This window comes from Lactococcus protaetiae (genome assembly GCF_006965445.1).
GTDB lineage: Bacteria > Bacillota > Bacilli > Lactobacillales > Streptococcaceae > Lactococcus > Lactococcus protaetiae.
On the sequence record NZ_CP041356.1, the window covers coordinates 198749 to 223395 of the forward strand.

The 24647-nt window shown below is 39.1% G+C and carries 27 protein-coding genes, 1 tRNA gene and 2 pseudogenes; 3 read left to right on the forward strand and 27 right to left on the reverse strand.

What is annotated here, in order from left to right:
* Nucleotides 1-18: 18 nt before the first annotated feature.
* Nucleotides 19-513 (forward strand): GNAT family N-acetyltransferase, encoded by a 495-nt coding sequence (locus tag FLP15_RS00900; RefSeq protein WP_142765655.1) that lies wholly within the window; start codon nucleotides 19-21, stop codon nucleotides 511-513.
* A gap of 67 nt (nucleotides 514-580) precedes the next feature.
* Here FLP15_RS00900 and FLP15_RS00905 read toward each other — a convergent pair whose 3' ends face one another.
* The 13 genes and pseudogenes from FLP15_RS00905 to FLP15_RS00965 form a co-directional block, all read right to left on the reverse strand.
* Entirely contained in the window at nucleotides 581-913 is a 333-nt protein-coding gene (locus FLP15_RS00905; protein WP_142765656.1) for a DUF1048 domain-containing protein, read from the reverse strand.
* Between the two features lie 18 nt (nucleotides 914-931).
* Nucleotides 932-1282 (reverse strand): DUF1048 domain-containing protein, encoded by a 351-nt coding sequence (locus FLP15_RS00910; RefSeq protein WP_142765657.1) that lies wholly within the window; start codon nucleotides 1280-1282, stop codon nucleotides 932-934.
* Complete coding sequence (locus tag FLP15_RS00915) at nucleotides 1279-1596, reverse strand: PadR family transcriptional regulator (protein ID WP_142765658.1); 318 nt, start codon at nucleotides 1594-1596, stop codon at nucleotides 1279-1281. Before FLP15_RS00915 ends, FLP15_RS00910 begins: the two co-directional genes overlap by 4 nt.
* Nucleotides 1597-1871: 275 nt before the next feature.
* Complete coding sequence (locus FLP15_RS00920; protein ID WP_142765659.1) at nucleotides 1872-2501, reverse strand: pyridoxamine 5'-phosphate oxidase family protein; 630 nt, start codon at nucleotides 2499-2501, stop codon at nucleotides 1872-1874.
* 488 nt (nucleotides 2502-2989) lie between these two features.
* Nucleotides 2990-4059, reverse strand: a pseudogene (locus FLP15_RS00925) (PIN/TRAM domain-containing protein).
* A gap of 115 nt (nucleotides 4060-4174) precedes the next feature.
* Nucleotides 4175-5380, reverse strand: a complete 1206-nt coding sequence (locus FLP15_RS00930; RefSeq protein ID WP_142765660.1) for a WxLIP family cell surface protein — start codon at nucleotides 5378-5380, stop codon at nucleotides 4175-4177.
* A 141-nt stretch (nucleotides 5381-5521) separates the two neighbouring features.
* Nucleotides 5522-6499, reverse strand: coding sequence for a WxL domain-containing protein (locus FLP15_RS00935; protein ID WP_142765661.1), 978 nt, complete (start codon nucleotides 6497-6499; stop codon nucleotides 5522-5524).
* Nucleotides 6496-6822, reverse strand: a complete 327-nt coding sequence (locus FLP15_RS00940; protein WP_120772480.1) for an LPXTG cell wall anchor domain-containing protein — start codon at nucleotides 6820-6822, stop codon at nucleotides 6496-6498. The genes FLP15_RS00935 and FLP15_RS00940 overlap by 4 nt, the downstream gene beginning before the upstream one ends.
* Nucleotides 6823-6836: 14 nt before the next feature.
* Nucleotides 6837-10961, reverse strand: coding sequence for a beta strand repeat-containing protein (locus FLP15_RS00945; RefSeq protein WP_142765662.1), 4125 nt, complete (start codon nucleotides 10959-10961; stop codon nucleotides 6837-6839).
* Between the two features lie 309 nt (nucleotides 10962-11270).
* Nucleotides 11271-12632, reverse strand: a complete 1362-nt coding sequence (radA, locus tag FLP15_RS00950) for a DNA repair protein RadA (protein WP_142765663.1) — start codon at nucleotides 12630-12632, stop codon at nucleotides 11271-11273.
* 348 nt (nucleotides 12633-12980) lie between these two features.
* Nucleotides 12981-13053: transfer RNA gene (locus FLP15_RS00955), tRNA-Thr, on the reverse strand.
* Nucleotides 13054-13187: 134 nt separating this feature from the next.
* Nucleotides 13188-13460 (reverse strand): hypothetical protein, encoded by a 273-nt coding sequence (locus FLP15_RS00960; protein ID WP_223804671.1) that lies wholly within the window; start codon nucleotides 13458-13460, stop codon nucleotides 13188-13190.
* A 117-nt stretch (nucleotides 13461-13577) separates the two neighbouring features.
* The gene (locus tag FLP15_RS00965; protein ID WP_142765665.1) at nucleotides 13578-14498 is read right to left on the reverse strand and encodes a helix-turn-helix transcriptional regulator; all 921 of its coding nucleotides are present in this window, start codon (nucleotides 14496-14498) and stop codon (nucleotides 13578-13580) included.
* A gap of 89 nt (nucleotides 14499-14587) precedes the next feature.
* Here FLP15_RS00965 and FLP15_RS00970 point away from each other — a divergent pair, with 89 nt between their 5' ends.
* Nucleotides 14588-15070: an AraC family transcriptional regulator gene (locus FLP15_RS00970; protein WP_142765666.1), complete on the forward strand. Its 483-nt coding sequence runs from the start codon at nucleotides 14588-14590 to the stop codon at nucleotides 15068-15070.
* Between the two features lie 402 nt (nucleotides 15071-15472).
* On the opposite strand, the gene rplQ is transcribed toward FLP15_RS00970, so the two are convergent.
* From rplQ to FLP15_RS01010, 9 genes are all read right to left on the reverse strand, one after another.
* On the reverse strand, nucleotides 15473-15853 hold the full coding sequence (gene rplQ, locus FLP15_RS00975) for a 50S ribosomal protein L17 (protein WP_142765667.1): 381 nt from the start codon (nucleotides 15851-15853) through the stop codon (nucleotides 15473-15475).
* A gap of 15 nt (nucleotides 15854-15868) precedes the next feature.
* Nucleotides 15869-16807 (reverse strand): DNA-directed RNA polymerase subunit alpha, encoded by a 939-nt coding sequence (locus FLP15_RS00980; protein ID WP_142765668.1) that lies wholly within the window; start codon nucleotides 16805-16807, stop codon nucleotides 15869-15871.
* A gap of 50 nt (nucleotides 16808-16857) precedes the next feature.
* Complete coding sequence (gene rpsK / locus FLP15_RS00985) at nucleotides 16858-17241, reverse strand: 30S ribosomal protein S11 (protein WP_010906297.1); 384 nt, start codon at nucleotides 17239-17241, stop codon at nucleotides 16858-16860.
* Nucleotides 17242-17261: 20 nt separating this feature from the next.
* A complete protein-coding gene (rpsM, locus tag FLP15_RS00990; protein WP_142765669.1) occupies nucleotides 17262-17627 on the reverse strand; it encodes a 30S ribosomal protein S13 in 366 nt (121 codons plus the stop codon).
* Between the two features lie 17 nt (nucleotides 17628-17644).
* Nucleotides 17645-17761 carry a 50S ribosomal protein L36 gene (gene rpmJ, locus FLP15_RS00995; RefSeq protein ID WP_014024193.1) on the reverse strand — a complete coding sequence of 39 codons (117 nt, stop codon included), beginning with the start codon at nucleotides 17759-17761 and terminating at the stop codon, nucleotides 17645-17647.
* Between the two features lie 54 nt (nucleotides 17762-17815).
* The gene (infA, locus tag FLP15_RS01000; protein ID WP_003130554.1) at nucleotides 17816-18034 is read right to left on the reverse strand and encodes a translation initiation factor IF-1; all 219 of its coding nucleotides are present in this window, start codon (nucleotides 18032-18034) and stop codon (nucleotides 17816-17818) included.
* Nucleotides 18035-18280: 246 nt separating this feature from the next.
* Entirely contained in the window at nucleotides 18281-19159 is an 879-nt protein-coding gene (locus tag FLP15_RS01005) for an NAD(P)H-binding protein (RefSeq protein ID WP_142765670.1), read from the reverse strand.
* Entirely contained in the window at nucleotides 19156-19464 is a 309-nt protein-coding gene (locus FLP15_RS12890; protein WP_223804672.1) for a zinc-binding dehydrogenase, read from the reverse strand. Before FLP15_RS12890 ends, FLP15_RS01005 begins: the two co-directional genes overlap by 4 nt.
* A gap of 5 nt (nucleotides 19465-19469) precedes the next feature.
* Complete coding sequence (locus tag FLP15_RS01010; protein ID WP_223804673.1) at nucleotides 19470-20075, reverse strand: NADP-dependent oxidoreductase; 606 nt, start codon at nucleotides 20073-20075, stop codon at nucleotides 19470-19472.
* Between the two features lie 497 nt (nucleotides 20076-20572).
* Between FLP15_RS01010 and FLP15_RS01015 the strand changes: the two genes are divergently transcribed.
* On the forward strand, nucleotides 20573-21118 hold the full coding sequence (locus FLP15_RS01015; RefSeq protein WP_142765671.1) for a TetR/AcrR family transcriptional regulator: 546 nt from the start codon (nucleotides 20573-20575) through the stop codon (nucleotides 21116-21118).
* A gap of 54 nt (nucleotides 21119-21172) precedes the next feature.
* On the opposite strand, the gene FLP15_RS01020 is transcribed toward FLP15_RS01015, so the two are convergent.
* From FLP15_RS01020 to rpsE, 5 genes and pseudogenes are all read right to left on the reverse strand, one after another.
* A complete protein-coding gene (locus FLP15_RS01020; RefSeq protein WP_142765672.1) occupies nucleotides 21173-21820 on the reverse strand; it encodes an adenylate kinase in 648 nt (215 codons plus the stop codon).
* Nucleotides 21821-21937: 117 nt separating this feature from the next.
* Nucleotides 21938-23255: pseudogene (gene secY, locus FLP15_RS01025) on the reverse strand (preprotein translocase subunit SecY).
* 71 nt (nucleotides 23256-23326) lie between these two features.
* Entirely contained in the window at nucleotides 23327-23770 is a 444-nt protein-coding gene (rplO, locus tag FLP15_RS01030; RefSeq protein WP_120772493.1) for a 50S ribosomal protein L15, read from the reverse strand.
* 188 nt (nucleotides 23771-23958) lie between these two features.
* A complete protein-coding gene (gene rpmD / locus FLP15_RS01035; RefSeq protein WP_120772494.1) occupies nucleotides 23959-24138 on the reverse strand; it encodes a 50S ribosomal protein L30 in 180 nt (59 codons plus the stop codon).
* A 10-nt stretch (nucleotides 24139-24148) separates the two neighbouring features.
* Nucleotides 24149-24643: a 30S ribosomal protein S5 gene (gene rpsE / locus FLP15_RS01040; protein ID WP_120772495.1), complete on the reverse strand. Its 495-nt coding sequence runs from the start codon at nucleotides 24641-24643 to the stop codon at nucleotides 24149-24151.
* Nucleotides 24644-24647 lie beyond the last annotated feature (4 nt).

Here is a 24647-nt window from a genome sequence, read left to right on the forward strand (position 1 = left end):
TTATGTTAGAATGGAGTTATGACTGAAATTACTTATAATCGTGTCGTTCCTAGCGATATTGACGTTGTGATGCATATTGAAAAACTTGATTTTTCCGAAAACGAGGCGCTATCTGTAGCGTCCATGGTTGAGCGGATTGAGTTGATTTCTGATAGTTTTATTGCTGCCAGAAATACTGATGGTCGGGTGGTCGGATATATTACTGGACCTGTAACTGAAAGTCGCTATTTGAGCGATGAGTGTTTTGAACATTCTGAGCCAAATCCTAATAGTGGTGGTTTTCAAAAAGTCATCAGCCTTGCAATTGACCCTGAATATCAAGGTTTGGGGATTGCCACTAAGCTTCTCATTCTTTTAGAAGAGGAAGCAAGGACTAAGCACCGTGCTGGAATCAGCTTGACCTGTCATGATTACTTGATTGATTACTATGAAAAGCATGGTTTCAAGAATGAAGGACTTTCCGAATCAAAATTTGGTGGGGATACTTGGTACAATATGGTAATGGAATTTTGATGAAAAATCTCACTGACAGAATCGTTGTCAGTGAGATTTTTTGTTAATTTTTACTGACAGAAAGTTGTCAGCGTTGATTTTGGGTAAAATATTGATTTAATTCGCGGCGATATTTTTCATGCCAGTCTTGTTTTTTATCGTCAATGAAATTGTCTGCAAAAGCAGCAACATCTGTGCCAATGACCTCTTTGACAGTCTGTCCATCTAAGCTAGCACGCTCCAGAAAATCAACAATTTCGTAAAAAACCTGTCCATCATAAAGTCCCATGTTAAATAAATATTTCTGGATGGCTTTGTAAGTTTTATAAAAATCTGCTGGAAGTGATTTTGCTCTTTTTTGCAGAGCATTCCACTCTTTTTTCTTGGCGACTTCGCCCAAGATTTTATCTCCTAGTGCCATTTTGTTTCCTTTCGTAAACTATAAAATACTTTGCTCGTGCATGATTTTATTTAATTTGTTTTTCTGCTTGTCCTCCCAGCCCTTATGCTCCACCATTTCATCAAGAAAAGTGGCGACATCTGGTCCTGTGATTGCCGTGACTTTGCGACCATCAGCGGCGGCTTCTTCAAGCAAATCAAGGATGTGGTCAAAGATAAATTTGAAGTCCTTCCATTTTTCAACGCCAGAGACCCAGATGTATTTTTTCATCGCATTATAGTCCGCGTAGTAATCATCGCCCAGCGCTTTTGCGCGTTTTTCAAATTTACGCCATTCACGTTTTTCCTCAAGTCCAAGCATTCGGTCGATCAGAGTTCTGTTTTCCGTCATTTTTTCAAATCCTCCAGTTTCGCTGAGATAAATTCCCATTTTTCCCAAAAACTTTGTCGCTCTTGCTGCCCTGATGTGCTTAGAGTGTACCATTTTCTAGGCGGTCCCATTGTCGAAGGCTTTTTCTCTATAGTGACAAGATTTTTCCTTTCTAGCCGCAGGGTAATTGTATAGACCGTTCCTTCCACGACATCATCAAAACCGAGCGCACGCAGTTTTTGCGTGATTTCATAGCCATAAGTTTCGCCCTGTCCGATGATTTCAAGGACGCAGCCCTCAAGAACACCTTTGAGCATCTCTGTGATATTATTCATTTTTTCCTCTCAATACTTTGTATTACTTAGTTCAACTATATTGTATCACGCACTAGCGGTAGTTGTCAATACTTATTAGTGATTTTATGCTCTGATGACAATAAAAAAAAGTCTGTCAGTATACTGACAGACTTCTCAGCTGTGCTGATAAGTCCTCTAGTCGCCGATTCAATGCTCACCCTAATCGCATTGAACTGACAGACTTCTCAGCTGTGCTGATAAGCTCTCTATTCATTGATTCAATGCTTATGGTAATCACATTGAACTGACGGAACTTATTTTTCAAAGTCTAAAACTTTTAGACCATCTTTGAAATTCTCATACAAGGCAGATTGAATCGTCAATTTAATGATGGACATATTTACTGCATTTTCATGGAGAGATAAGATATTTGGTTCATCCTTAATGACTGTGGCAGCAGAATCTCCCTCAATAATTTCAGCAATTGCTTGATTGGACGATAGACGTCCACCTGATTCTAGTGTGTCAAACCAAGTTGTGAAACTAACTGCAGATTGGTGTTTCATCACAGCAACTTTGCGTGCCGTTTTATCAGAAACCATATACAGCACATTTTCTAAATGTTGAGATTGCACAAAACTCATAATTGTTGTCGCTGTTTTTCCATCGCCAGACTGAACAGATAATGCTATATAACCTGGAAGCTTCTGCAGAATTTCAGCAAGCTCACCCTCTGTTCGCTTGGTTCCCACAATATTGGCTTTTTTATTCGCTTTTGCAATAGTTAATATGACCAAAGGAAGTGTCAGCACAGCGTAAGCTACAATGAGTCCCAAAATAAATCTTAGCCAAAATGTACCAAAATTTCCTTCCAAAATCATCGAAAAAATACCAACTGCAATCAAAAAAATAACGAAAAGTTGGGCAAAACGTTTAAAATACATGATTCAAACCTCATTTTTGAATTTACTTGTTTTTATCAAAGCAAGAGCTTGCTATCTCCGCCCTTCAGGCTACGCTGTCCGTTTGATTGCCATTTGGCGTTGCCTCTATTCTTGTCACTTTAGTGACTTAGAGATAAAGGACAAATGTCCTAGGACCATGCGAAGCTAGCTGCTAAAGAAAATAGACAAATGTTTTACGAAACTCCCACTGAATAAATCTTGACTTCATTTTATCATAAAAAGCCAACATAGTGTTGGCTTTTATAAAATATTAATTTCTTTTAGCTATTAATGTTTGTACTCAACTCCGCACAGAAACACTACCACAGAAATCGAGCGAATAGACACTCGTGGTATAAAACGCTGCCAAATTTTGAAGTGATTACTTCATCTGTGGATAATCTTTCCCTCCACCGATATTCGCATCAAAGAGTAGAACGAAAGCAGAGCCTAGTGTTGCTAGGTCAAAATGGAACTAGTAGACAAATTCAATCCTGCACTAAATCAGCAAAAATCATTCGCCCTGCACTTGTTTGCAGCACTTTTGCAACTTCAACAGTGACCGTTTTATCAATCATTTTCGCCGTGTCCTCAATGACAATCATTGTTCCGTCTGGCAAGTAAGCAACCCCTTGCTGACGTTCCGAGCCCGCACGGATAATCTGAACTTTGATTTGCTCTCCAACTACTAGTTGAGTCTTAACTGCATTCGCAAGGTCATTGATATTTAACACCTGAACCCTTGGATCTCTGCAACTTTATTGAGGTTAAAGTCATTTGTAATCAATTTTGCATGAGTGGCAGCTGCGTATTTAAGCAACTTGGTGTCTACTTCCCGCACCTCTTTGAAGTCTGTTTGAGAAATCTCAACATTGTCAAATTTAGTTAATTCATTGACCAAATCTAATCCTCGACGTCCTTTAGCACGTTTCAGCGGGTCAGAGCTATCAGAAATTAACTGTAACTCCAAAATCACAAAATTAGGCACAATAATCTTATCCGAAATAAATCCTGTTTTAAGCACATCCAAGATTCGACCGTCAATAATCGAGCTAGTATCTAGTAGAATACTTCTGTCAGCACTGACAGACTTATCGTCAGTAACTTCTGGTGCCAAAATTTCACGACGTTTACGGAACAGAACTTTTGTAATCTCATCCCCTCGTTTATCAAATAAGGAATAACCAAGATAAATCATAATCAAAATGAGCAAAAATGAAATAATATTACTCAAAATTGGTACATTTAGCAAAGTCAGTGGGATACTAGCAAGAACACCTACTAAAAGTCCTAAAATAATCCCAATGATATTGAATACCATTTTTGACATATTCATTTTTGAAATCTTAGAATCAATTTTCCTTAATCCCTTAAGCATTGAGCCGGCCAAAACAAATGAAAGAATAATAAAAATAATTGCACCAATCACACCGTCAACAACTTCGTACTGTAAAATTCCTTTGTTCCATCCGAACAATTTCCATAGCGCGGGTAGAGCAGCAATTCCTAGCGATGCCCCAACGATTGTCATGACAAGATGAATAATCCAACGACGCATACATTCCCTCCTCTATTATTATAAAATGGTTGGGCTTACAAAAAAGCCCTGTGTTAATTATAACACAAGACCTTGAAATATTCTTAATTCACTTTTTATCTTAATAAATTTCTAATTACTCTTTATCCTCTAATTCGTTATCACTAACGGTTTTTTTCAATTTATCTTCCATTTCAGCTAATCGAGCTTGGAGTTCAGCTTTTTCATTTTCATCCTTTTCTGCTTTTTTGCGACGCTTCGCTAAAAGAACAAAAACAAGAATCAGCACAAGTACCAATGCTAACGCACCGGCGATTAACCACCAGATATTTAATGGTTTATCATGCTTAATCGTTACGTCCTTAGCATTCAATTTCTTAGCTTGATTTGCTGTAATCTCAAAATCTCTATCAAACTCCCAGCGGTAAGCATAACGTGTTTTCTTACCATTTACCGTTGTTTCATATTGACCATTAGCATCCTTTTGACCATAAACAGTCAAATGCAACTTATACTTCCCTGCCTCCATTGGTTTTGAATATTTGCCATCTTGAGCAACACCAGTCATTGACACCGGAATCGGAAGATTAAAATTTGAGTTGGGAGCCATCTGCATTTGAGCATTATCATAATCATATTTAAGCTTTTTATTACTAATTCCTGTAACTGTCGCATTAACATTCATATAGTTTAAAAAGCCTGTTGATGTATTTTGGAGATTAGTCGTGATAACATTACGTGCCCCAACTTGAGTAGGAGTCACAGCATTCAGTTGTAATTTAGGTGCTACTGTCGTTGTAGATTGGCGCATCAATAATGCAATAACATACTGATATTCATTATTGACTGCCATTGAACTTTTTGATTTATCTTGTTTCAGTTCACTTGCATCTTGCTTAAAAGTCAAGCCACCAGCCATATAGCCAGCCGTCGCTCCTGCAGGCATCGTCACATCAACCTTGACATTTACCGTCTTTCCAGCAGGAATAACTGTCTTCGCTGGTACCTTGACATAGTCTGTCAACTTATATTTGAGCGTTTTATCCGCTTTGATACTATTGGGCTGATATTCTACCACACCATTACTGTTAGTCGCTGCTTGTGAAACAATTGTATCCACCGTAATCTGTTTCGCACTTGTATTTTGAACCTGAACCTCAATCGTTTGTTTTGCGTTAGGTTTCATCAGCAAGTCAAAATATCCCTCACCTGCCCTTGCCTGATTAGATGGCAAAACAGGAGTAATTGAAAAATTCATCGTCCCTGCAAATACAGTATGACTACCCACAACAAAAAGCAAAAGCGCAACGATACTTGATAAAATTATCTTAAAGATTTTCATGTTTCACCTCATTTGTAATATCAATCTGACTTCATAAACTACTAAAATCAGATGACTTATAGCAAAAAATTTGTTAGCCAAATCTTCTCTAGAAAGTCCATTTCCCCAAAGGGAAATGAACTTAAAGAAAATATTTTATGATTAGCTGAGTGTTGCTGAACTTGGAGTATCATAGAGTGACCAAGTCAAAGTTGTATTGTATTGAGCAACCTTAGCTGAACCAGCAGGAACATTCAATGTTACAGTTGGGCTAAGTTTACCTGAAAGTGTTTTAGCACTGTCCAAGAAGTTATCTGTATTCCAGCTTTGATGTCCTGTACCGTCATCTACTGGACTTGTTTTAGATGCACCAGTTGATTGGTCAGCAACAAGTGTAGAACCATCAGCTTTACCAAAGTCAAGCAAGTTGATACCAGTACCTGTACCAGCAGTATCCGCACTAAAGATAACTTGAGCACCACCACCTTCATTTGTAGGTGTCAAAGAGGTGATTCCCACAACACCATCTGGAGCTACTGAACCGGCAGGTGTCACAACATTATCGCCACCATCTTTATTGAAGTTAATTTTCGCACCAGTCAAGCTACCAGCTGAAGATGTAAATTGAGTAGATTGTTCAACAGTTACAGACCAAGTACCATTTGTCAGACCACGTCCATCAAAGACTTGGAGGTAAGGCACACCTGCTGTATAAGTTGCATCACCAGTTGAGTTTGCAACACCATAAACTAAACCATAAGCAGAGTAATCATTTGCCTTTTGGTAGTCCACTGGGTGATGACCAAAGTTGAGGTTAGGTGCAAAGCTAAGTGCAAGACCTGTACCTGGGTCAACAGGTGTAAAAGGTTCATCTGGGATACCCGGTGTTTCAGGATCTGTTGGATCTGTTGGGTCTGTTGGTGTTCCTGGATTTTCTGGATCTGTTGTTGGATCATCAGGTCCACCAGTTGTTGGTGGTTGAACTGGTGGAATTGTCGCTTGTCCAAATTCAACGACACCTGTAGTATTACTTGAGCCCAGTGCTGTTGCAGCATGAGCAGTTGATGTTGTACCTGCTGCAAAGAGCAGAGTAGCTGCGGCAAGAGTGCTTCCTGCAACCAATAATGTTTCTTTTTTCATTTATAAGTTCTCCTTTTAGGATTATTTTTATCAATAATAAACAAAGTTGTTAATCCACCAAGCAGTATGAAACCACTTAGTGAAAGTGAATCTGTAGAAGCTTCACCCGTTTTGGGAAGCTTTGTATTGACCTTAGGTGACTCTGGAACACTTCCTTTTGGAGGTGTAGGCGCCGTAGGTTCTGGTGCAGGAGGTTTTCCTGGACTAAATCCTACCACGCCTTGAGTCTTACTACTCCCCAAATCATCAGCATGATAAGGAGTTGCTATACTGCCAAGAGCAATACAAACAAGGATGAAAATGATTGCTTTTATTTTTTTCATCTATTCTCCTTATGTTATGGACTTGTTGGTGAGATTTGGTAAGACCAAGTCATTGTTCCTTGGTATTGTCCAGCAATTGCTGTCCCTGGAGTGACATGGAGATACATCCCCTTACCTGTAGTTCCAGCACCATTAGCATTTGCCCACGCATCATCTTTTGAAAGATTATCGTAGCCAAATCCTGCATATTCTTGGACAGTTTGCTGATTACTTATATCTGTATAGTTTCCTTTCGCGCCATTATAACCGACATCCCCTGTTAATTTTGATGCAGAGTTTGTGGTATTCGTCAGCGGAGTAGTCATCTGTACATTAAGCTGACTGCCATTAGACCATTTACTAAATATAGTGTTATAAGTTTGCATATCTGCATCTGTCGTACTTGCCCGCTTGTAGATTGCAGTGGTCATAATAGGGCTACTAAAGTTTGTTTGGTACACACCAAAATCAAACTGAGTAGGCACTACCTGATAAGCTGCACCTTGTGGACTCATCACTGCAACTTCTGTGTTTGCAATTGTTCCAGTATCAATATCACCGTAGAGTGTTTGACCGTTCACAGTCGCTGAACTCAAGAAGTTAGAGTTGCTCGTTGTTTGCACAACACCCGCCAAACCAGGTTCATTGATTCCTTGATTACCCGTAAGAGCTGTTGCTCCTGTGAAGGTCAATACAGGATAACCCAATTGTTTTCCTTGATAGTAACCATTTTGATAGTAACTTGACTGATTTGATGAGTTGTTAGTAAACAGATTAGATAAATCTACACCATTTTGATTTTTGTAGTCACTAATAAATTGTGACAAGTTTGTTGTTGAAGTTGAGGTATCATTCAATACTGGTGCTGTACCAGTAGGATTCCATGTCAATGCACTTCCAGTATTTGCACTATAACCAGAAAGATTAAATTGACCTGTGTTCAGCGTATATGGAGAAGTATAAGTTGCGATTCCCGATACGGTCAATTTTGCTAGAGAAGCAAGTACTGTTGTCTTAGGCAAAATCAAGTTTGAACCATCATTAAGCGTTGCATTACCAAATGTAGAGTAACTTGCACCATGATTGGCAGCAGTCGCTGTGGTCCCACCATTTAACAAACCAGCATTATTAAGCGTCAAGGCTACATTTTTGTTTAGATTAAACTGTGTGAAGCTTGTCATCTTATTTGCAGATATAGTCAAAGCATTTGTACCATCTCCAACATTAATCGTTGCTGTATTACCATTTAATGGCATACTATTTGTGAAGTTGTCATTATCTCCACCAGCTGATACACTTGCGACTGAACTCAAAGCATTGATATTGATTGCTGTCGTTTGTGACAAACCTGTCAGCCCTGTCGGACTTGTCAAGCTACTAAAGTTATATGCTGTTGATAGTATCTTACCAGTCATCGCATTTCCTGCTGCATTGACTGTGATGGTATTACTTCCCAAGGTTGTATTAGCACCTGTAGATGCATCTCCGTAAATCATTACGTTGTTATTTAGCAGGCCAGTTTGTCCAGTTGTTATATTTACTGTCGTACTGTTCGTAGTACCCGACCCTACGCCACCAGTAGCTGTTAAAACACCTGTTCCCGAAAGAACTGTGCCACTCGGAAGAGCTTTAGTCTTCGCAGATGAACTCATTGAGAATTCTAGGTCTGTATTTCCTTTTACAGAACCATTATAAGCGCCTCCTGTAATAACTTTGCTTCCCGAAGCCGGACTACCAGTAAGGTCAGCATCTACTACGCTAATTACCGTATTTCCTTTTAGGACACTACCACCAATACCAACATAACCATAAGCTGAACCGTTGATATAACTCCCTGAAGCTAGACTCGCTTGTGCATTGCCAACCATGCCCATTGTAGACTGCCCAGCTGCAATAGCTTGACTATCAACTTGACCGTTATACACATCTAACTCAGCGTTGCCGAGCTGAGCAGCATCTAAATAACCACCACCAGCTGAAGTATTTGTAATACCAGCATTGACGATATTAAGTGAAGAACCATTTAGAATCCCACCATAATTTCCTCCGTAGATACCGTAAGCTGCGACATTGTTTTGAATCACAGTTGCTTGACCTGTTTGGAAATAACCAAGTGGTCCACGACTTCCTGTACCACCACCACCAAATACTCTATATCCGGAGACATTAGATAGATTTGGATTTTGTGTTTCTGTGTAGGCATTCGTTCCTGTACTTGCATCCCCGCTTGACCAGCCTGCAGCTGTTACCATACCTGAACCACCAACGGTTGAACCATTACTTGTCCCTAACTCAACAGTTGTGTTTCCTTTGATATATCCTAAGAAACCACCTCCGCGAGTATAAGCAGCTGTTGTATCTTCCAGAGCCGAACCGACTGTAGGTACCGATACGACACCACCTTGAACCCAAGTATAGGCGTTACCAAACATTGCTCCTACTTTTCCATCTGAACTTGCTGCAACATTTGCATCCGCTTGTGCTGAGCTCGTACCGTTAATAAAACTATTTACTTCTGCTTGAGTAGGAGAATAAGTATAGCTTGTATTGGTTGAGATACCTGATGATGGACCATACAGTCCATTAAAATGCATTCCAAACACACCCGTTAGAGAAATGATTCGACCTGTTGTAAAACCAGTCTTCACATAGTTAGTGACATTACCATAGATAATACCACTTGATAAGCCAGTCCCTTGACCAGCACCAGCATACGCTCGGTCATCTCCCCCAACAAATATCGCATCTCCTGACGTAAAGCCAGAAGTGTCAAAGTTGTTGGAGATAGCGTCTGTTGTCGTTCCACTTGTTCCGATAGTGCCATAACGTCCACCACCGACATAATAGCCTTGACCATCATACCAAGTTCCTTTACCAGTGATTGTGTTATAGACAGTCCCTGTGACCTTGTCGGTACCCGATGAATTGAATGTACCATAGAAAGTATCTAAACCTATTGGCACACTATTGTTTACAGTGGTGACGACATTGCCGTTGATTGTAGCGGCATTACCACCACCCCAGATGTTTTGGATATTTCCTGAACCTGTCGTTACACGAATGTCATTGTAAACACTTCCGTTAATCGTACCAGCATTAGAGCCTTCGTACCAATTGATTCCTCCTGAGCCAAAACCAACAATAGTTGCATGAGCATCACCAGTCAAGGTATTATTTGTTGAATCCATCCCTGCAAGAATCTGTGTCCCACAGTTTCCTGTTGATGCTACCCAAAGATTAGTTCCTGCTTGGCCTGCACCGTGGTTAACATTACCATCGGTACTTTGCCAATTGACATCACTATTTTTTGAGCCACCTACTAGGTTTAGAGTTGAAAGACACCAAGCGCCTCCTGCCATAGCAAATTTATTGCCTTGAGCATAGAGGGAAACTTTCCCTGCTCCAGCAGTATTAAACGCTGTACCAGCAGTCGTTGCCGTTGAAGATGTAAAGGTCAGGTTTCTAAAAACCGTGTTACATCCGAAATAAATTTCTGGTTCTGCATTTGTATCAACATTCGTTCCTTTTGGGAAAGTCAATATATAGTTGGTACCAGTTGCCTGACTATTAGTGGAAGTCAACGGGTCAGCAGGATTGCTTATTAAAGTAATAGATTTTGCTCTCTTGTTCAATGCTTCAAAGTTATTAGAACCATTTGAGAATTGTGAGTTCCAATAGGCTGGTGCTGTTACATTTCCACCTATATACAGGATGTAGTCATAATTTGCATTATTATCTGTATAAATCTGTCCTGTTGCCGCATTCAACGAGCTAGATGCAATGCTGTAAGTTTTATAAACGGTTGCTGTTGCACCGTTTAGTGAACGAAGTAGCACAATTTGCGTTTTTTGCGCTGTACTGAGCAAGCTACTAATTGATTGCTGATAGCCAAATGTTGTTGGACTGGCTGCACTCACCATGGGAGTGGTTGGAAGACTTGGTCTTGCTGGTGCAGCGGTTGGTGTGATTGTTTGGGCAATCGCAACTCTAGGCTTAAAAATCTTTTCTACAGTTGCTTGCGAAACTTTTCCCTGTCCAACATCTTGATAAAGTATGCTAAAGTTTACAAAAGGTAGTATTGATACTATCATCAAGCACAACATACTCTTAAAAGCAAAGTGTTTTTTTCTGCCTTTTTTTCCAAATTTCAATGTTTTCATTTTTTTCTCACCTCCTTTCTAATTTTTTATTTTAATCGTTTGTTTCAAATTTAACTCAATAGAAATATTTTTCTTAATACATACATAGGATAGCAATATAAATGACGTTTTTCAATCGTTTTTAGCGAGTTAGAGATTTCATTTTTTGCATATTTGCATGGGTTTTCTGATTTTTCTTTGAAATAATGGTAATTTATCAAATAATGTAATTTTAAAGCGTTTTTATTTCTGTTTTCTGTATTTATAAAAAAAAAGAGAACTCAAAATATGAGTTCTCTTTGCTTTGGAGCCCTGTTTAGTTTAGATGTGTCAGGAGAAGACTAATTTCATGCACTCCATTAGTGTTGTCACACCAACTACTTCGATATTTTCAGGGATTTCTATTCCTGATATTGAGTTTTTAGGGGCGTAAACTTTTTTAAAACCGAGCTTTGCTGCTTCATTAATTCGTTGCTCAATCCGAGTAACCCTACGAATTTCACCAGTCAGACCAATTTCGCCGATAAAACATTCACGCGCATCTGTCGATAGTTCTTTATAACTTGAAGCTACTGCGATAGCTACCGCAAGGTCAATAGCAGGCTCATCTAATTTGACACCTCCAGCAGATTTAAGATAAGCATCTTGATTTTGCATGAGCAAACCTGCACGTTTTTCTAAAACTGCCATAATCAGACTTACGCGGTTAAAATCAAGTCCAGATGTCGTCCGTTTGGCATTACCAAACATCGTCGGTGTGGTCAAGGCTTGAATTTCTACCAAGATAGGTCGTGTCCCCTCAAGCGCACAAACAATCGCAGAGCCAGTTGAGCCTTCTAAGCGTTCTTCTAGAAAAACCTCCGAAGGATTATTGACCTCAATCAAACCATGGCCTTGCATCTCAAAAATCCCTATTTCATTGGTTGAGCCAAAACGGTTTTTTACTGCGCGCAAAATCCTAAAAGTGTTATTTCTTTCACCTTCAAAATATAAAACTGTATCTACCATATGCTCAAGCATCCGAGGGCCTGCAAGTTGTCCTTCTTTTGTGACGTGACCAACGATGAAAGTTGCAATATCATTGGTTTTAGCAATCTGCATCAGCTCTCCTGTCACTTCACGTACTTGACTTACTGACCCTTGTGTAGACTGTATCTCTGGTGTCATAATCGTCTGGATAGAGTCAATAATCAGAAAATTGGGTTTCAAATGTTCTATTTCTGAGCGAATAGACTGCATATTTGTTTCAGCATAAAGATAAAAATCTCTATCAATATCTCCAAGTCGCTCTGCTCGTAATTTAATCTGCTGAGCAGACTCTTCACCACTGACATACATGACACGGCCACGTGATGCCAACTGTGTGGATACTTGTAGAAGCAATGTTGATTTACCAATCCCTGGGTCTCCACCGATTAAGACTAAAGAACCTGGTACAACACCTCCACCAAGTACGCGATTAAACTCGTCTAAGTCTGTCTCGATTCTTGGTGTGTCAAAAAGTTCAACTTCATCTAGTTTCATCGGTTTTGAACGTTCACCAGTCATTGAAACTCTTTGATTTTTAACTTCTTGGACTTCAACTTCTTCAACAAATGAAGACCATTCTCCACAGTTTGGACACCGTCCAAGATATGTTGCCGATTTATAGCCACAATTTTGGCAAATAAAGGATGATTTTTTCTTAGCCATATTATGAGATGTGAGTTTCGTCCCAGAATTTTCTGATTCAACTTCTTAGCGAATAACCTGCATACAGAACGCTATCCAAACGGCAGAAATCTGATGTTTTGAGGTCAGATTTTTGCTAATCGATTTGAAATCAGGAAAATTAGAAAACTTTGATTTTATACTAGTTCACTTCTAAAAATGCACAGCAGTTTTAGTAGATGAACTGCAAATATACCGCCTTGCAACGAATGAAGGCGAACTAGTATAAACAAATGATAAACGAACTCAACTTCCTCCTTCTCCTAAATTTATATACGAAAAATTTTGTAAAATGTAACAAAAAAGCGGTTAAATCCGCTTGATTTTTAGTGCCACTGATGTGAATCGAACACACGACCTTCACCTTACCATGGTGCTGCTCTACCGACTGAGCTACAGCGGCTTGTTGTTGTATTGTATCTAATAAAATCAAAGTTTTTACCACTTTATCAGAAATATAGTAGAGCAGAGCGGTAAATTTGCTTCGCAAATTCTTATTCGCCGATTGAAAGCATACTTTCAACTCTACCGACTGAGCTACAGCGGCTGTTGTTGTATTGTATCTAATAAAATCAAAGTTTTTACCACTTTATCAGAAATATGGTAGAGCAGAGCGGTAAATTTGCTTCGCAAATTCTTATCCGCCGATTGAAAGCGTGCTTTCAACTCTACCGACTGAGCTACAGCGACTTGTTGTTGTATTGTATCTAGTAAAATCAAAGTTTTTACCACTTTATCAGAAATATGGTAGAGCAGAGAGGTAAATTTGCTTCGCAAATTCTTATCCACCGATTGAAAGCGTGCTTTCAACTCTACCGACTGAGCTACAGCGGCTGTCGTATTGCATAGACTTCCACTATTGTATTGGAGTTGCTCTTATAAAACTGATACTTGTCTATTTTATCAAATTTTGACAAAAAATCAACTCTAAAGTGATGTTGGATAATGTTCTACCAGCGCTGACAGATAATCTCTAAATGCTTTTTCAAAGGGAGAGTCGGCAATAATTTTTGCTTTGTTTCCTAGAGATAAAATCTGTCGGAAACTTGTTTCTTTTAGGGGAAGTGTTATGGTAATTTCAAAATTTTGATTGTCTTTTCGTATGATTTCTTTTTGACCGAGCCAGTCAACTACTTTTTCACGGAGACTCTTGTCAAAGACAATTTTGACTTTAAATAATGGAGTTGCCTGTAAAAAATCATCTTTCACAATGTCAACTTTTGGCACTTCACGGGCTTCAAAATGCAATTTTAGAACCTTTACATTCATCATTCGAGATAACTTAAAATTTCTAAAAGCTTTCCTAGAATCATCATAAGCGTGTAAATACCAATGGTCAACTTTGAAGAAAATATTGGTCGGCTCTACTTCACGCTGGCTTTCATTTCCAGCTGCATCAATATATGAAAATCCTACACGCTGATAGTTCTGTATGGCGTCCGCCAAGCATTGAGTTAAATCACGTAGTTCATCATGCGCTGTCATATTTCCTTGCCAATCAAAAAATATTTGTTGATTTTCTTGAACAATCATACTCGATATTTTTTCCAATGTCGCTGTTATCTTATCATTGGAAATTTGCTGATGAACGCTTGACAAAGCAAGTAAAATATTTTGCAAATCATTCGTTGATAAGAGATGTTTATCCAACTTATACGAATTTTCTAATGTCAATCCTCCGTATCGTCCTTGCTTGAGGTAAACTGGAATACCTGCTAGATTCAAGGATTCAACATCACGGTAAATTGTCTTTTTTGAGACTTCAAAACGCATCGCAAATTCGGTTGCTGAGACTGTTTCTCGCGAAAGTAATGTTAACAAAATTTCGATGAGTCGAGAGATTTTCAAAATAATTTCCTTAATTTTTATAGTGGACAGTATGATGTCCAGTTTGCTAAGTTATAATGATTATATCAAAAGAAAAGAGGAAATACAAAATGACTTTTACAATCGAACACAAAGATGCACTGACACTTCATGGCTGGACCGTCAAATTTGACGGAATTTCTTTGGCGACTTGGGAAACCATTGACGAAGTTCGCAGATTAAAGAGTGAACATTTTATTACCCTTGCGAAAACTGAAAATCTTCCAGAAAAAATGGCGAATAGTCTGGACGGATTTGGTTATGCAATCGGTGAAAACCGGACAGACGGATTTTATTATTTCGCTGGTGTCAATAGCGCTATTCAAGCACCTGACTTTTTCGAGCTACCAGAGAGCGACTATGTCATTCTTACAGCTAAAGGGGGAGATTCGAGAACTCTTTTTGACCGATTAAATACTGAACTTTTTGCAGATGTCTTACCTCAGCTTAAAGATACTTATGACTTCATAGATGGATTTGTGGTTGAAGTCATCACTGCTGGAGTTCCTCTTGATGCTGAAGTCGAACTAAGATTTCCTGTCAGTAAAAAATAACGATGGACAGCGGCGCAGCCCGTTCGCAGAACAGCGTGCGAAACACGTAGCACCCGTAGCGAGCATCGACAGCCTTTTTATCAAACTCTTTAGCGACTAGATAAAAATGTTTATCGCGCAGCCCAAAGGGCGGAGATAGCACGCACTTGCTAATTAAATAAATTCCTGTCAGTATACGGACAGGAATTTTTCTGATAAAAAAAACACTTCTCAGTGTCATTTCTTTTATAAAATCAAATTGAGTGCGTCGCCTAACTGGTAACAGCTAGGCGACTAGAGCTAGACTATAAGCAAGGCTGACGCGAAAGAGAGTCCATTACAACTCAACACATGCGCCCACAGAACCCTCGCCAACATCATCACACTCAATAGGTTTTAACTACAAATCAAAGTCATGTTTAATTAAACAAGTTCGATAATTGCCATAGGTGCAGCATCACCACGACGTGGTTCAACTTTAAGGATACGAGTGTAACCACCGTTGCGTCCTTCATAACGAGGTGCAAGGTCGCTGAACAATTTTTGAAGTGCAGTTGGGAAAGTTTCAGTTTCTTCGTTGAAATCTTTGATTGCGATTTCGTTACGTACGTAAGTTGCTGCTTGACGACGTGCAGAAAGGTCACCTTTTTTACCAAGCGTAATCATTTTTTCTACTGTACGACGTACTTCTTTAGCGCGCGCTTCAGTTGTAACGATTGTTTCGTTGATAATCAAATCTGTTGTCAAATCACGAAGCATAGCTTTACGTTGTGAAGATGTACGTCCAAGTTTACGATTGCTCATTTTTTTCCTCCTGTATTATTTTCTTTTTTTAAGGGAAAGTCCCAATTCAGTCAATTTAACTTTGACTTCTTCTACTGATTTGTGACCGAGGTTCTTGACTTTAATCATGTCAGCTTCGCTCATTTCAACAATATCAGCAACTGTATTGATACCGGCACGTTTCAAACCATTGTAAGCACGAACTGAGAAGTCCATTTCTTCGATGATTTTATCAAGTACACGTTCTGTTTTCACTTCATCTTTAACAACAAGTGTTTCAGCCTCAGCAGCAACTTCTGACAAATCAACAAACAGATTCAAGTGGTCTGTCAAGATTTTTGCAGAAAGTGACAAAGCTTCGTCAGCAACGATGGTACCGTTAGTAGTAATTTCAAGCGTTAATTTATCGTAGCTAGAATCTCCACCAACACGGGCAGGTTCTACTTGATAGTTTACTTTACTTACTGGCGTGTAAATTGAGTCTACAGCAATAGTGCCGATTGGCGCTCCGTCAACTTTATTTTCGTCAGCAGGAACATAGCCATAACCCTTTTTAACAGTCATTACAGCACGCATTGAGTGACCTTCAGCGATAGAGAACAAGTAATGGTCTTTATTGACAATTTCAATGTCGCTATCTGTTAAGATATCACCAGCAGTAACAGTCATAGGACCAGTCACGTCAAGTTCGATTTGTTTTTCAGATTCTACGTAAGATTTGATAGCAATTCCTTTAATCGCAAGAACGATTTGGATAACATCTTCACGTACGCCTGGGATTGTTGCGAATTCGTGTTGAACACCTTCAATTTGAATTGAAGTCACAGCAGCACCAGGAAGTGATGACAAAAGAACACGACGAAGAGAGTTGCCTAAAGTTGTACCGTAGCCACGTTCAAGTGGTTCAACAACAAACTTACCGTAATTTTCTGATTCGTCAAATTTAGTAATTTTTGGTTTTTCAAACTCAATCATGTATGTATTCTCCTCTAAAGCGAAAAGTGATTAGTGACAAGAGTGACTAATTATACACGACGACGTTTTGGAGGACGTGCACCATTGTGAGGTACAGGAGTCACATCACTGATAGATGTCACATTGAGACCAGCTGCAGCAAGTGCGCGGATAGCTGATTCACGACCTGAACCAGGACCTTTAACAGTAACAGAAACAGTTTTCAAACCTTGTTCTTGGGCAGCTTTAGCAGCAGCTTCTGAGGCCATTTGAGCGGCGAAAGGTGTAGATTTTTTAGAACCTTTGAAACCAAGAGCACCAGCTGAAGACCATGCAAGGGCGTTACCATGAACGTCTGTGATCATAACGATTGTGTTATTGAAAGTTGATTGGATATGAACAATCCCTGATTCAATATTCTTTTTAACACGACGTTTACGTGTAATTTTTGCCATTTTAACTCCTTTCTATTTAATTATTTTTTCTTACCTGCGATTGCTTTAGCAGGACCTTTACGTGTACGAGCATTGTTCTTCGTGTTTTGTCCACGTGTAGGAAGTCCACGACGGTGACGCATACCACGGTATGAACCAATTTCCATCAAACGTTTGATGTTAAGAGAAACTTCACGACGAAGGTCACCTTCAAGTTTCAATCCATCAAGTTCACGACGAATTGCATCTTCTTGGTCTGATGTCAAATCTTTTGTACGGATATCTTCTGAAACTCCTGCAGCTGCAAGAACTTTTTGAGATGTTTTGAGTCCAACACCATAAACGTAAGTCAATGAAATAACGATACGTTTTTCGTTTGGAATATCAACTCCAGCAAAACGAGCCATATTTTTCTATTTCCTTTCTATCCCTGACGTTGTTTGTGTTTTGGATTTACAGGGCAAATTACCATAACACGACCGTTACGACGAATAACTTTACAGTATTCGCAAATTGGTTTAACAGATGGTCTTACTTTCATTGTGTCTTCCTTTCTATAGGTTACTGTGCAAATGCACTCAATGAAGTGTCCGAATTACTTAAAGCGGTAAGTAATCCGTCCGCGTGTCAAATCGTATGGTGACAGTTCAACTTGAACCTTATCTCCAGGCAAGATACGGATATAATTCTTACGAATTTTTCCTGAAATCGTCGCCAAGACTTGGTGACCATTTTCGAGTTCAACAGTGAACATTGCATTCGGCATAGTGTCAACGACTTTGCCGTCTACTTCGATTACATCATCTTTTGCCAAGCAAAAGTACCTCCTTAAAAATTCCCCGAAAGATACAAATGTATCTAAAAGTCGGACTAGTGTATTTTATCATTTTTGAGCGGGAAATGCAAGCTTTCATCCTGAAAAAACCTTTATTTTTCTAGTTTTGTCCTCTCCTCCCCTTCTTATTCCTTTCATTTTAGTCCATGACAATGTTTTCGGGTGTTCCTATATCACTGACAGTCTTATTAAAACTATAAAAAAATCCGTCAGTATACTGACAGATTATTGATTTTGATACTTTTTGATGAAAATCTTGGCAAAATCGGCTACTTTGACTTCTCCAAGATGATAATCAGAATTTTTTATCGCTTTATAAAACTGTTCTGGATTTTGTTGTACACGATTGAGTTGAGCAAAACCTGCGACATTACTTTCCGAAAAACCCGATTTACGCATCGTATCTTCCACAGTCTCAATAGCCACTTGCTGATAAGTAACCTCAAGACCCACTGTGCGTAATGCCTGAATCCAGTCATCTCCAGTTACCCAGTCACTGACAACATATTGCACGCTCTTGTCGGTAAATGCTTGTGTCAGGCTTTCATAAACGACATCTGCGATATCCGTAGGATAAACCCAAGCCCGTACTGTATCAATCGCTACTGGCTCAAAAATGGTTTGAGAGGCTTTGATTGTCGCCAGTTCACTAAAAAGATTAGTATAAAAACCGACAGGACGAATATGGCGTACATTGACACCTTCAAGCGCATTTAAGGCTTCTTCTATGAAATGATAACTATAGAGTATCCCTGCTTCCTTGACATCAGCACCAACTGAGCTGAGGTTAACAACTTTTTTTACACCCGAAATTTTTACAGCTTGACTATAAATTTCTCCTAGAATTTGTGCATCTTTTGCCATGTCTTGAGTTGGAGTTCCACCAGAAACCATGAGATAAACAACATCACTTCCTTTGAAAGTATTAATCAGAAATTCTAAATCTCGATTTGAACCTATGGCTGCATGAGCGCCCATTTTCTCAATTTCAGCAGCCCTATCAGCTTTAGAAGAGATGACAGTAACTTCATGTCCTTCTGCTATCAGTCTTGGAATATAGTGCTGATTGATATTACCAAGTGAGCCTAAAAGAGTGATTTTCATAATGTAATGATGACCTTTCCATGTGCATGGCGACTAGCTTGTAACTCAACGGCCACCTGATAATCAGTAAGGTCAAACTTTCCTGCGAGCGGTACTTTTAACTCTCCCGAAATAATATATTTTAAAATATGTGACATATCCTCTTTTGTGCTAGCTCCTCCCGTTGCGCGAGCAATTCCTGCTGGAGGTTCCGGCATCATGATAATCGTAGACATTTTTTCTGGTTTAATCCCAAGAGCAAGTCCAACTTCTAGCGTATCATGGCTAAATAAATCCGTTACAGCTGTGATATTAATATTTTTCAAACTTTCTAGCAATCTATCCCGTACTCAACAGGTTCTGCGCCCAAGCTACGTAAATAATCAAAAGTAGTATTAGAGCTTGTCCCTATGACTTTTGCACCAGCTAACTTTGCAAGTTGCACAGCAAATGTACCCACACCACCAGCTGCACCGCCAATAAGTAAAGTATCACTGGCTTGCAAGTCCAAAGTTCGTAGCGCAACAACTGCTGTCAAACCACAAACTCCCAAAGTCGCTGCAATCTCATCTGAAATTTCGTTAGGTGTATGAAATAAACGATTTTCTGTTTCAACTTTATCATTTGCCAAAATATATTCAGCTGCAGCCCCTTTATACGTTGTGCCAAACACACGGTCTCCAACCTTATAATTTTCAATATGCGTTCCTACTTTTTCGACGACACCTGCAAAATCATAAGCAAAAGTTGCAGGCAATTGTACGCCAAATTGTGCGCCCATCTGAGGGTACCTCATAATCAACCAATCCATTGGATTGAGACCAACTGTGGTAACTCGAATGCGCACTTCATCCATAGATGGCTCAGGAATCGGTTGTTCCACTATTTTTAAAACATCTTTTGCTTCGCCAAATTTTGTGTATTGTAAAGCTTTCATTTAATTTCCTCCTGTTCTAATACTGTTTGACTGTTAAACCTACGACTTAACAGTCAAAGTTTGCGACTACACCTTTCTCTTACGTTGCAAGGCACGCACTTTGTGCACCGTTCTGCGAAGGTCTATGTTTGTTTCACTAGCTACGCTGTCCGTTTGATTGCCATTTGGCGTTGGCGCTTTAGTGCCTTACAGCCAATGGACAGGCGTGCTAGCAAGCAAAGCTTGCAAGAGCAAAAAGCAGCATGGTTACAGTTCATCTAATAATTTTACTGCGTAAAATTAAAACTGAACTAGTATAAAGTGCCTCTATTGCGACTTCTTGTAGCAGATAGTAATCTTAACCAACCGTTTTACCTTATTAGCATAATCAGGCTAGTTTGTGTTATAATAATGTCAGTAACTGACATCTCGAATTTAGTATAAGCTTATTAAAAAGATTTGTCAAGAAAAATGTCACAAACTGACATTTTATAATTTAAAAGTTTTGGAAGAAGAAAATGAAAAGCAAAGAAAAGTTACAAATTGCAGCCACTAAATTATTTATGGAAAAAGGTTACGAAAATACGACTGTACAAGAAATTTCGTCTTTAGCTGGTGTCACTGAACGCACCTTTTTTCGTCAATTCAAGGACAAATCTGATGTTCTTTTCGACTCAGAAAATCATTTAGGCAAACAAGTAGCAAGCTACATTTCAGAATATTCTTCAGATACCTTAAATCCGCTAAAGCTTGCTGTTTCAGGTTTTGCAGCAACTACTCTTTTCGATAAAAACAGAGAACGTGCACTTTCACGCACTCAGATTGTTAATTCACATCCTGACCTTATAGAACGCGAATTATTAAAAGCTCAGACTTTAATTGCATCCGTAGAAAATGCACTAAGCCCTCACTTTGACAGCTCACTTTCCGCTCTATCAGCAAGATTTTCAGTAGAAATCTTTCATCTTGCATTTGTTAAATGGACTCATGAGAAAGATAAAAAGTTCTCAGAACAGATTTGGGGTGTCTATGATACTTACAAAAAATTAATTGAACTTCCATAAGTACTGACAAACTAAAAAGTTACTGACAGAAATTCTGTCAGTAACTTTTTTTGATTAACCGAGTACAGATTTAATATCTTCTGTAACCCTGTTGATTTCTTGTTCACCTTTGATGTCTTTAACAAGACCAAGTTCAAGGTAATGTTCAATGATTGGTGCAGATTCTTTGATGTTAACATCCAAACGATTTTTAACTGTTTCAGGAACATCATCAGCACGCTGATAAAGGTCATGACTTCCACAAACATCACAAGTTCCTTCAACTTTCGTTGGATTAAAGATTTTATGATAAGTCGCTCCACAGTTACGACAAATATAACGTCCGCTCAGTCGATCCACAAGAATATCTGGATTGACCACAATATTGACTACAGCATCAAGCTTGATACCCAATTCCACAAGCATTTTATCAAGTGCATGGGCTTGATCAATTGTGCGAGGGTAACCATCGAGTAAGAATCCTGAAGCTTTGATATCATCTTGTCCTAAACGTTCTTTAACAATTCCATTTGTCACTTCATCAGGAACTAACTCACCTTTATCAATGAATGATTTAGCAAGCTTCCCCATTTCAGTCTCATTTTTCATCGCTGCACGGAACATATCTCCTGTTGAAATATGATTTACACCATAATTTTTGACGATAAATTCTGCTTGAGTTCCTTTACCAGCTCCCGGAAGTCCCATAATTAACAAATTCATTTTGCTTTCTCCTAATTTTTTCTGTCAGCACTAACAGAAAATTTCTGTATTTTCACTTTCTAATTCTAGCGTATTTTTAGTAAAAAATAAAGAAAAATCTTGCTTTACGCAAGATTTTTATTTCACTTCTAGTGGATTATCCATAAATCCTGTATATTTCCGCTTGAGCAAGTAACCTTCGAGCTGTTTGACAGCTTGGATAGCCACCTGAATCAAAATCAGTAATGATGTCCCACCAAGTGCAACGATTTTAGGAAGTCCCCAAATATTTTGCGCCGCAATTGGAATAATAGAAATCAAACCGAGAAAGAGTGCACCAACCGTTGATAAACGCATCAACAAGCGTGACACATACTTTTCAGTTCCTTTACCTGGACGTACTGATGGGATATAAGAACCTTGTTTCTGAAGGTTTTCTGCCATCTTTTCAGGATTAACCTGTACGAACGAATAGAAGAAAGTGAAAAGAACAATCAGGAGAGCATAGAAAAGCATTCCCGTCCAAGTTGTATACGACAAGGCGTTTTGAAGTGTTGCAAGCCAACCAACATTATCACCATTTGCACGTTGTAAAAACTGCAAAATGGTCGCTGGAGCTGTAGTGATAGAACCAGCAAAGATAACTGGAATAACTCCTGCTGGATTGACACGAAGTGGTAAATAAGAACTTGTAGGTGCCCTTGAGTCAACTTCGTATATTGAATAGGAACTTTGCGTTCCGCTTGTTGTACGAAAGTTGTCACATAAATAATAACAATCGCTGCAAGAATCAAGCCGATTACGAAAAGCCAAGACATAGGAATTTCTGATGGACGCACATTTTGGAATTTTTCTGTATAAACAGATTGTACCGCTGACGGAATACCAGAAACAATCCCGCAAAGATAATTACAGAGACTCCTGAACCAAATCCTTTTTCATTGATTTGTTCACCCATCCAAGTTACAACCATTGACCCTGTGGTCAAAATGGCTCCAATCATCAAATAACTTTGCAAATTTGGATTCTCAACAATATTGAGTGAGCTCATCGCTTGAAAACCAGCAGTGATACCAATAGATTGTGCCATAGCAAGCACTAAGGTAATATAACGCGTTGCTTGATTCAGCTTACGACGTCCAATCTCTCCTTGTTTTGACCACTCCACAAATTTCGGTAAAATATCCATTTGTAAAAGTTGAACGATAATAGATGCTGTAATATAAGGCGAAACTCCCATCGCGAAAAGCGAGTAGTTTTGCATCGCATTACCAGACACCAAATTCATCATGTTCAAAAACGGAAGATTACTGATTTCTGTCAAGTTTTGTACGTTGACACCAGGCACTGTAATATGTGCCCCTAATCGAAAGACAAAAAGGATGAAAATCGTAAAGAGGATTCTTGCTCGGACGTCTTTAACCTTAAAGGCTTCCTTAAGTGTTTTAAAAAACATAAAACCTCCTTAAAGCGTTTTAATTGTAAATAGACAATAAGCGGCTGAAAATCAACCGCCAATTGAATAGATTAAGCTTCTTCTACAGAACCACCGTTTGCTTCGATTGCAGCTTTTGCAGCAGCAGATACTTTAGCAACTTTAACTGTGAGGTTTTTAACTGTCAATTCGCCGTTCGCAAGAACTTTAACACCAGATTTAACATCTTTAACAATTTTAGCAGCTACAAGAGTTTCAGCTGAAACAGTAGCTCCATCTTCAAGACGGTTCAAAGTTTCAAGATTAACAATAGCATACTCTTTGCGGTTAACGTTCAAGAAACCACGTTTTGGCATACGACGGAATAATGGAGTTTGTCCACCTTCAAAACCAGGACGAACACCACCACCTGAACGAGATTTTTGACCTTTTTGTCCACGACCAGATGTTTTACCATTACCTGATGATGTACCACGACCTACACGATTACGTACTTTACGGCTACCTTCGGCAGCTTTCAATGAATGAAGTTCCATTTTTTCTCCTTATTTTGTACCTTGCTGTCGCCCATTCTACATGTAAGGAACGTGTAAAATGAACTCGCCGATACTTTAACTATATATTTCATCCGAATGTCGGACTATACTATTCTACTAAAATTACAATAAAATAGCAAATAATTTCAAAAAAATCTGCCACAGGGACAGACTTCTATTTCTTTTAATTAAGCTTCTTCAACTTTTACTAAGTGAGAGATTGAATTTACCATACCACGAATTGCAGCTGATTCTTCTTTCACTACTGAGCTGTTGAGTTTACCAAGACCGAGTGCTTTTACAGTTTTGCGTTGAGCAGGGATACGGCCGATTGGTGAATTTACCAAAGTAATTTTAATTTGAGCCATTTTTTCCTCCTTATGCTAAATCTGATACTGATTTACCGCGCAATGCAGCAACTTCTTCAGCACGTTTCAATTGTTTCAAACCATCAACTGTTGCACGAACAACATTAATTGGTGTATTTGAACCCAATGATTTAGTTGTAACGTCAGCAATACCAGCAAGTTCGAGTACGGCACGTACAGAACCACCAGCTGCAACACCTGAACCTTCTACAGCAGGTTTAAGGAGGATTTTACCACCACCGAATACGCCAAGCGCTTCGTGAGGGAGTGTAGTACCTACCATAGGAACTGTAATAAGGTTTTTCTTAGCTGCTTCAATTGCTTTACGGATTGCTTCTGGAACTTCTTGAGCTTTACCTGTACCGAAACCAACACGTCCGTTACGGTCACCAACAACTACAAGCGCTGCAAAGCGGAGACGACGTCCACCTTTAACAACTTTAGTAACACGGTTGATTCCAACAACGCGTTCTTCGAATTCTTTAACTTCTTCGTTTCTAGCCATTTTA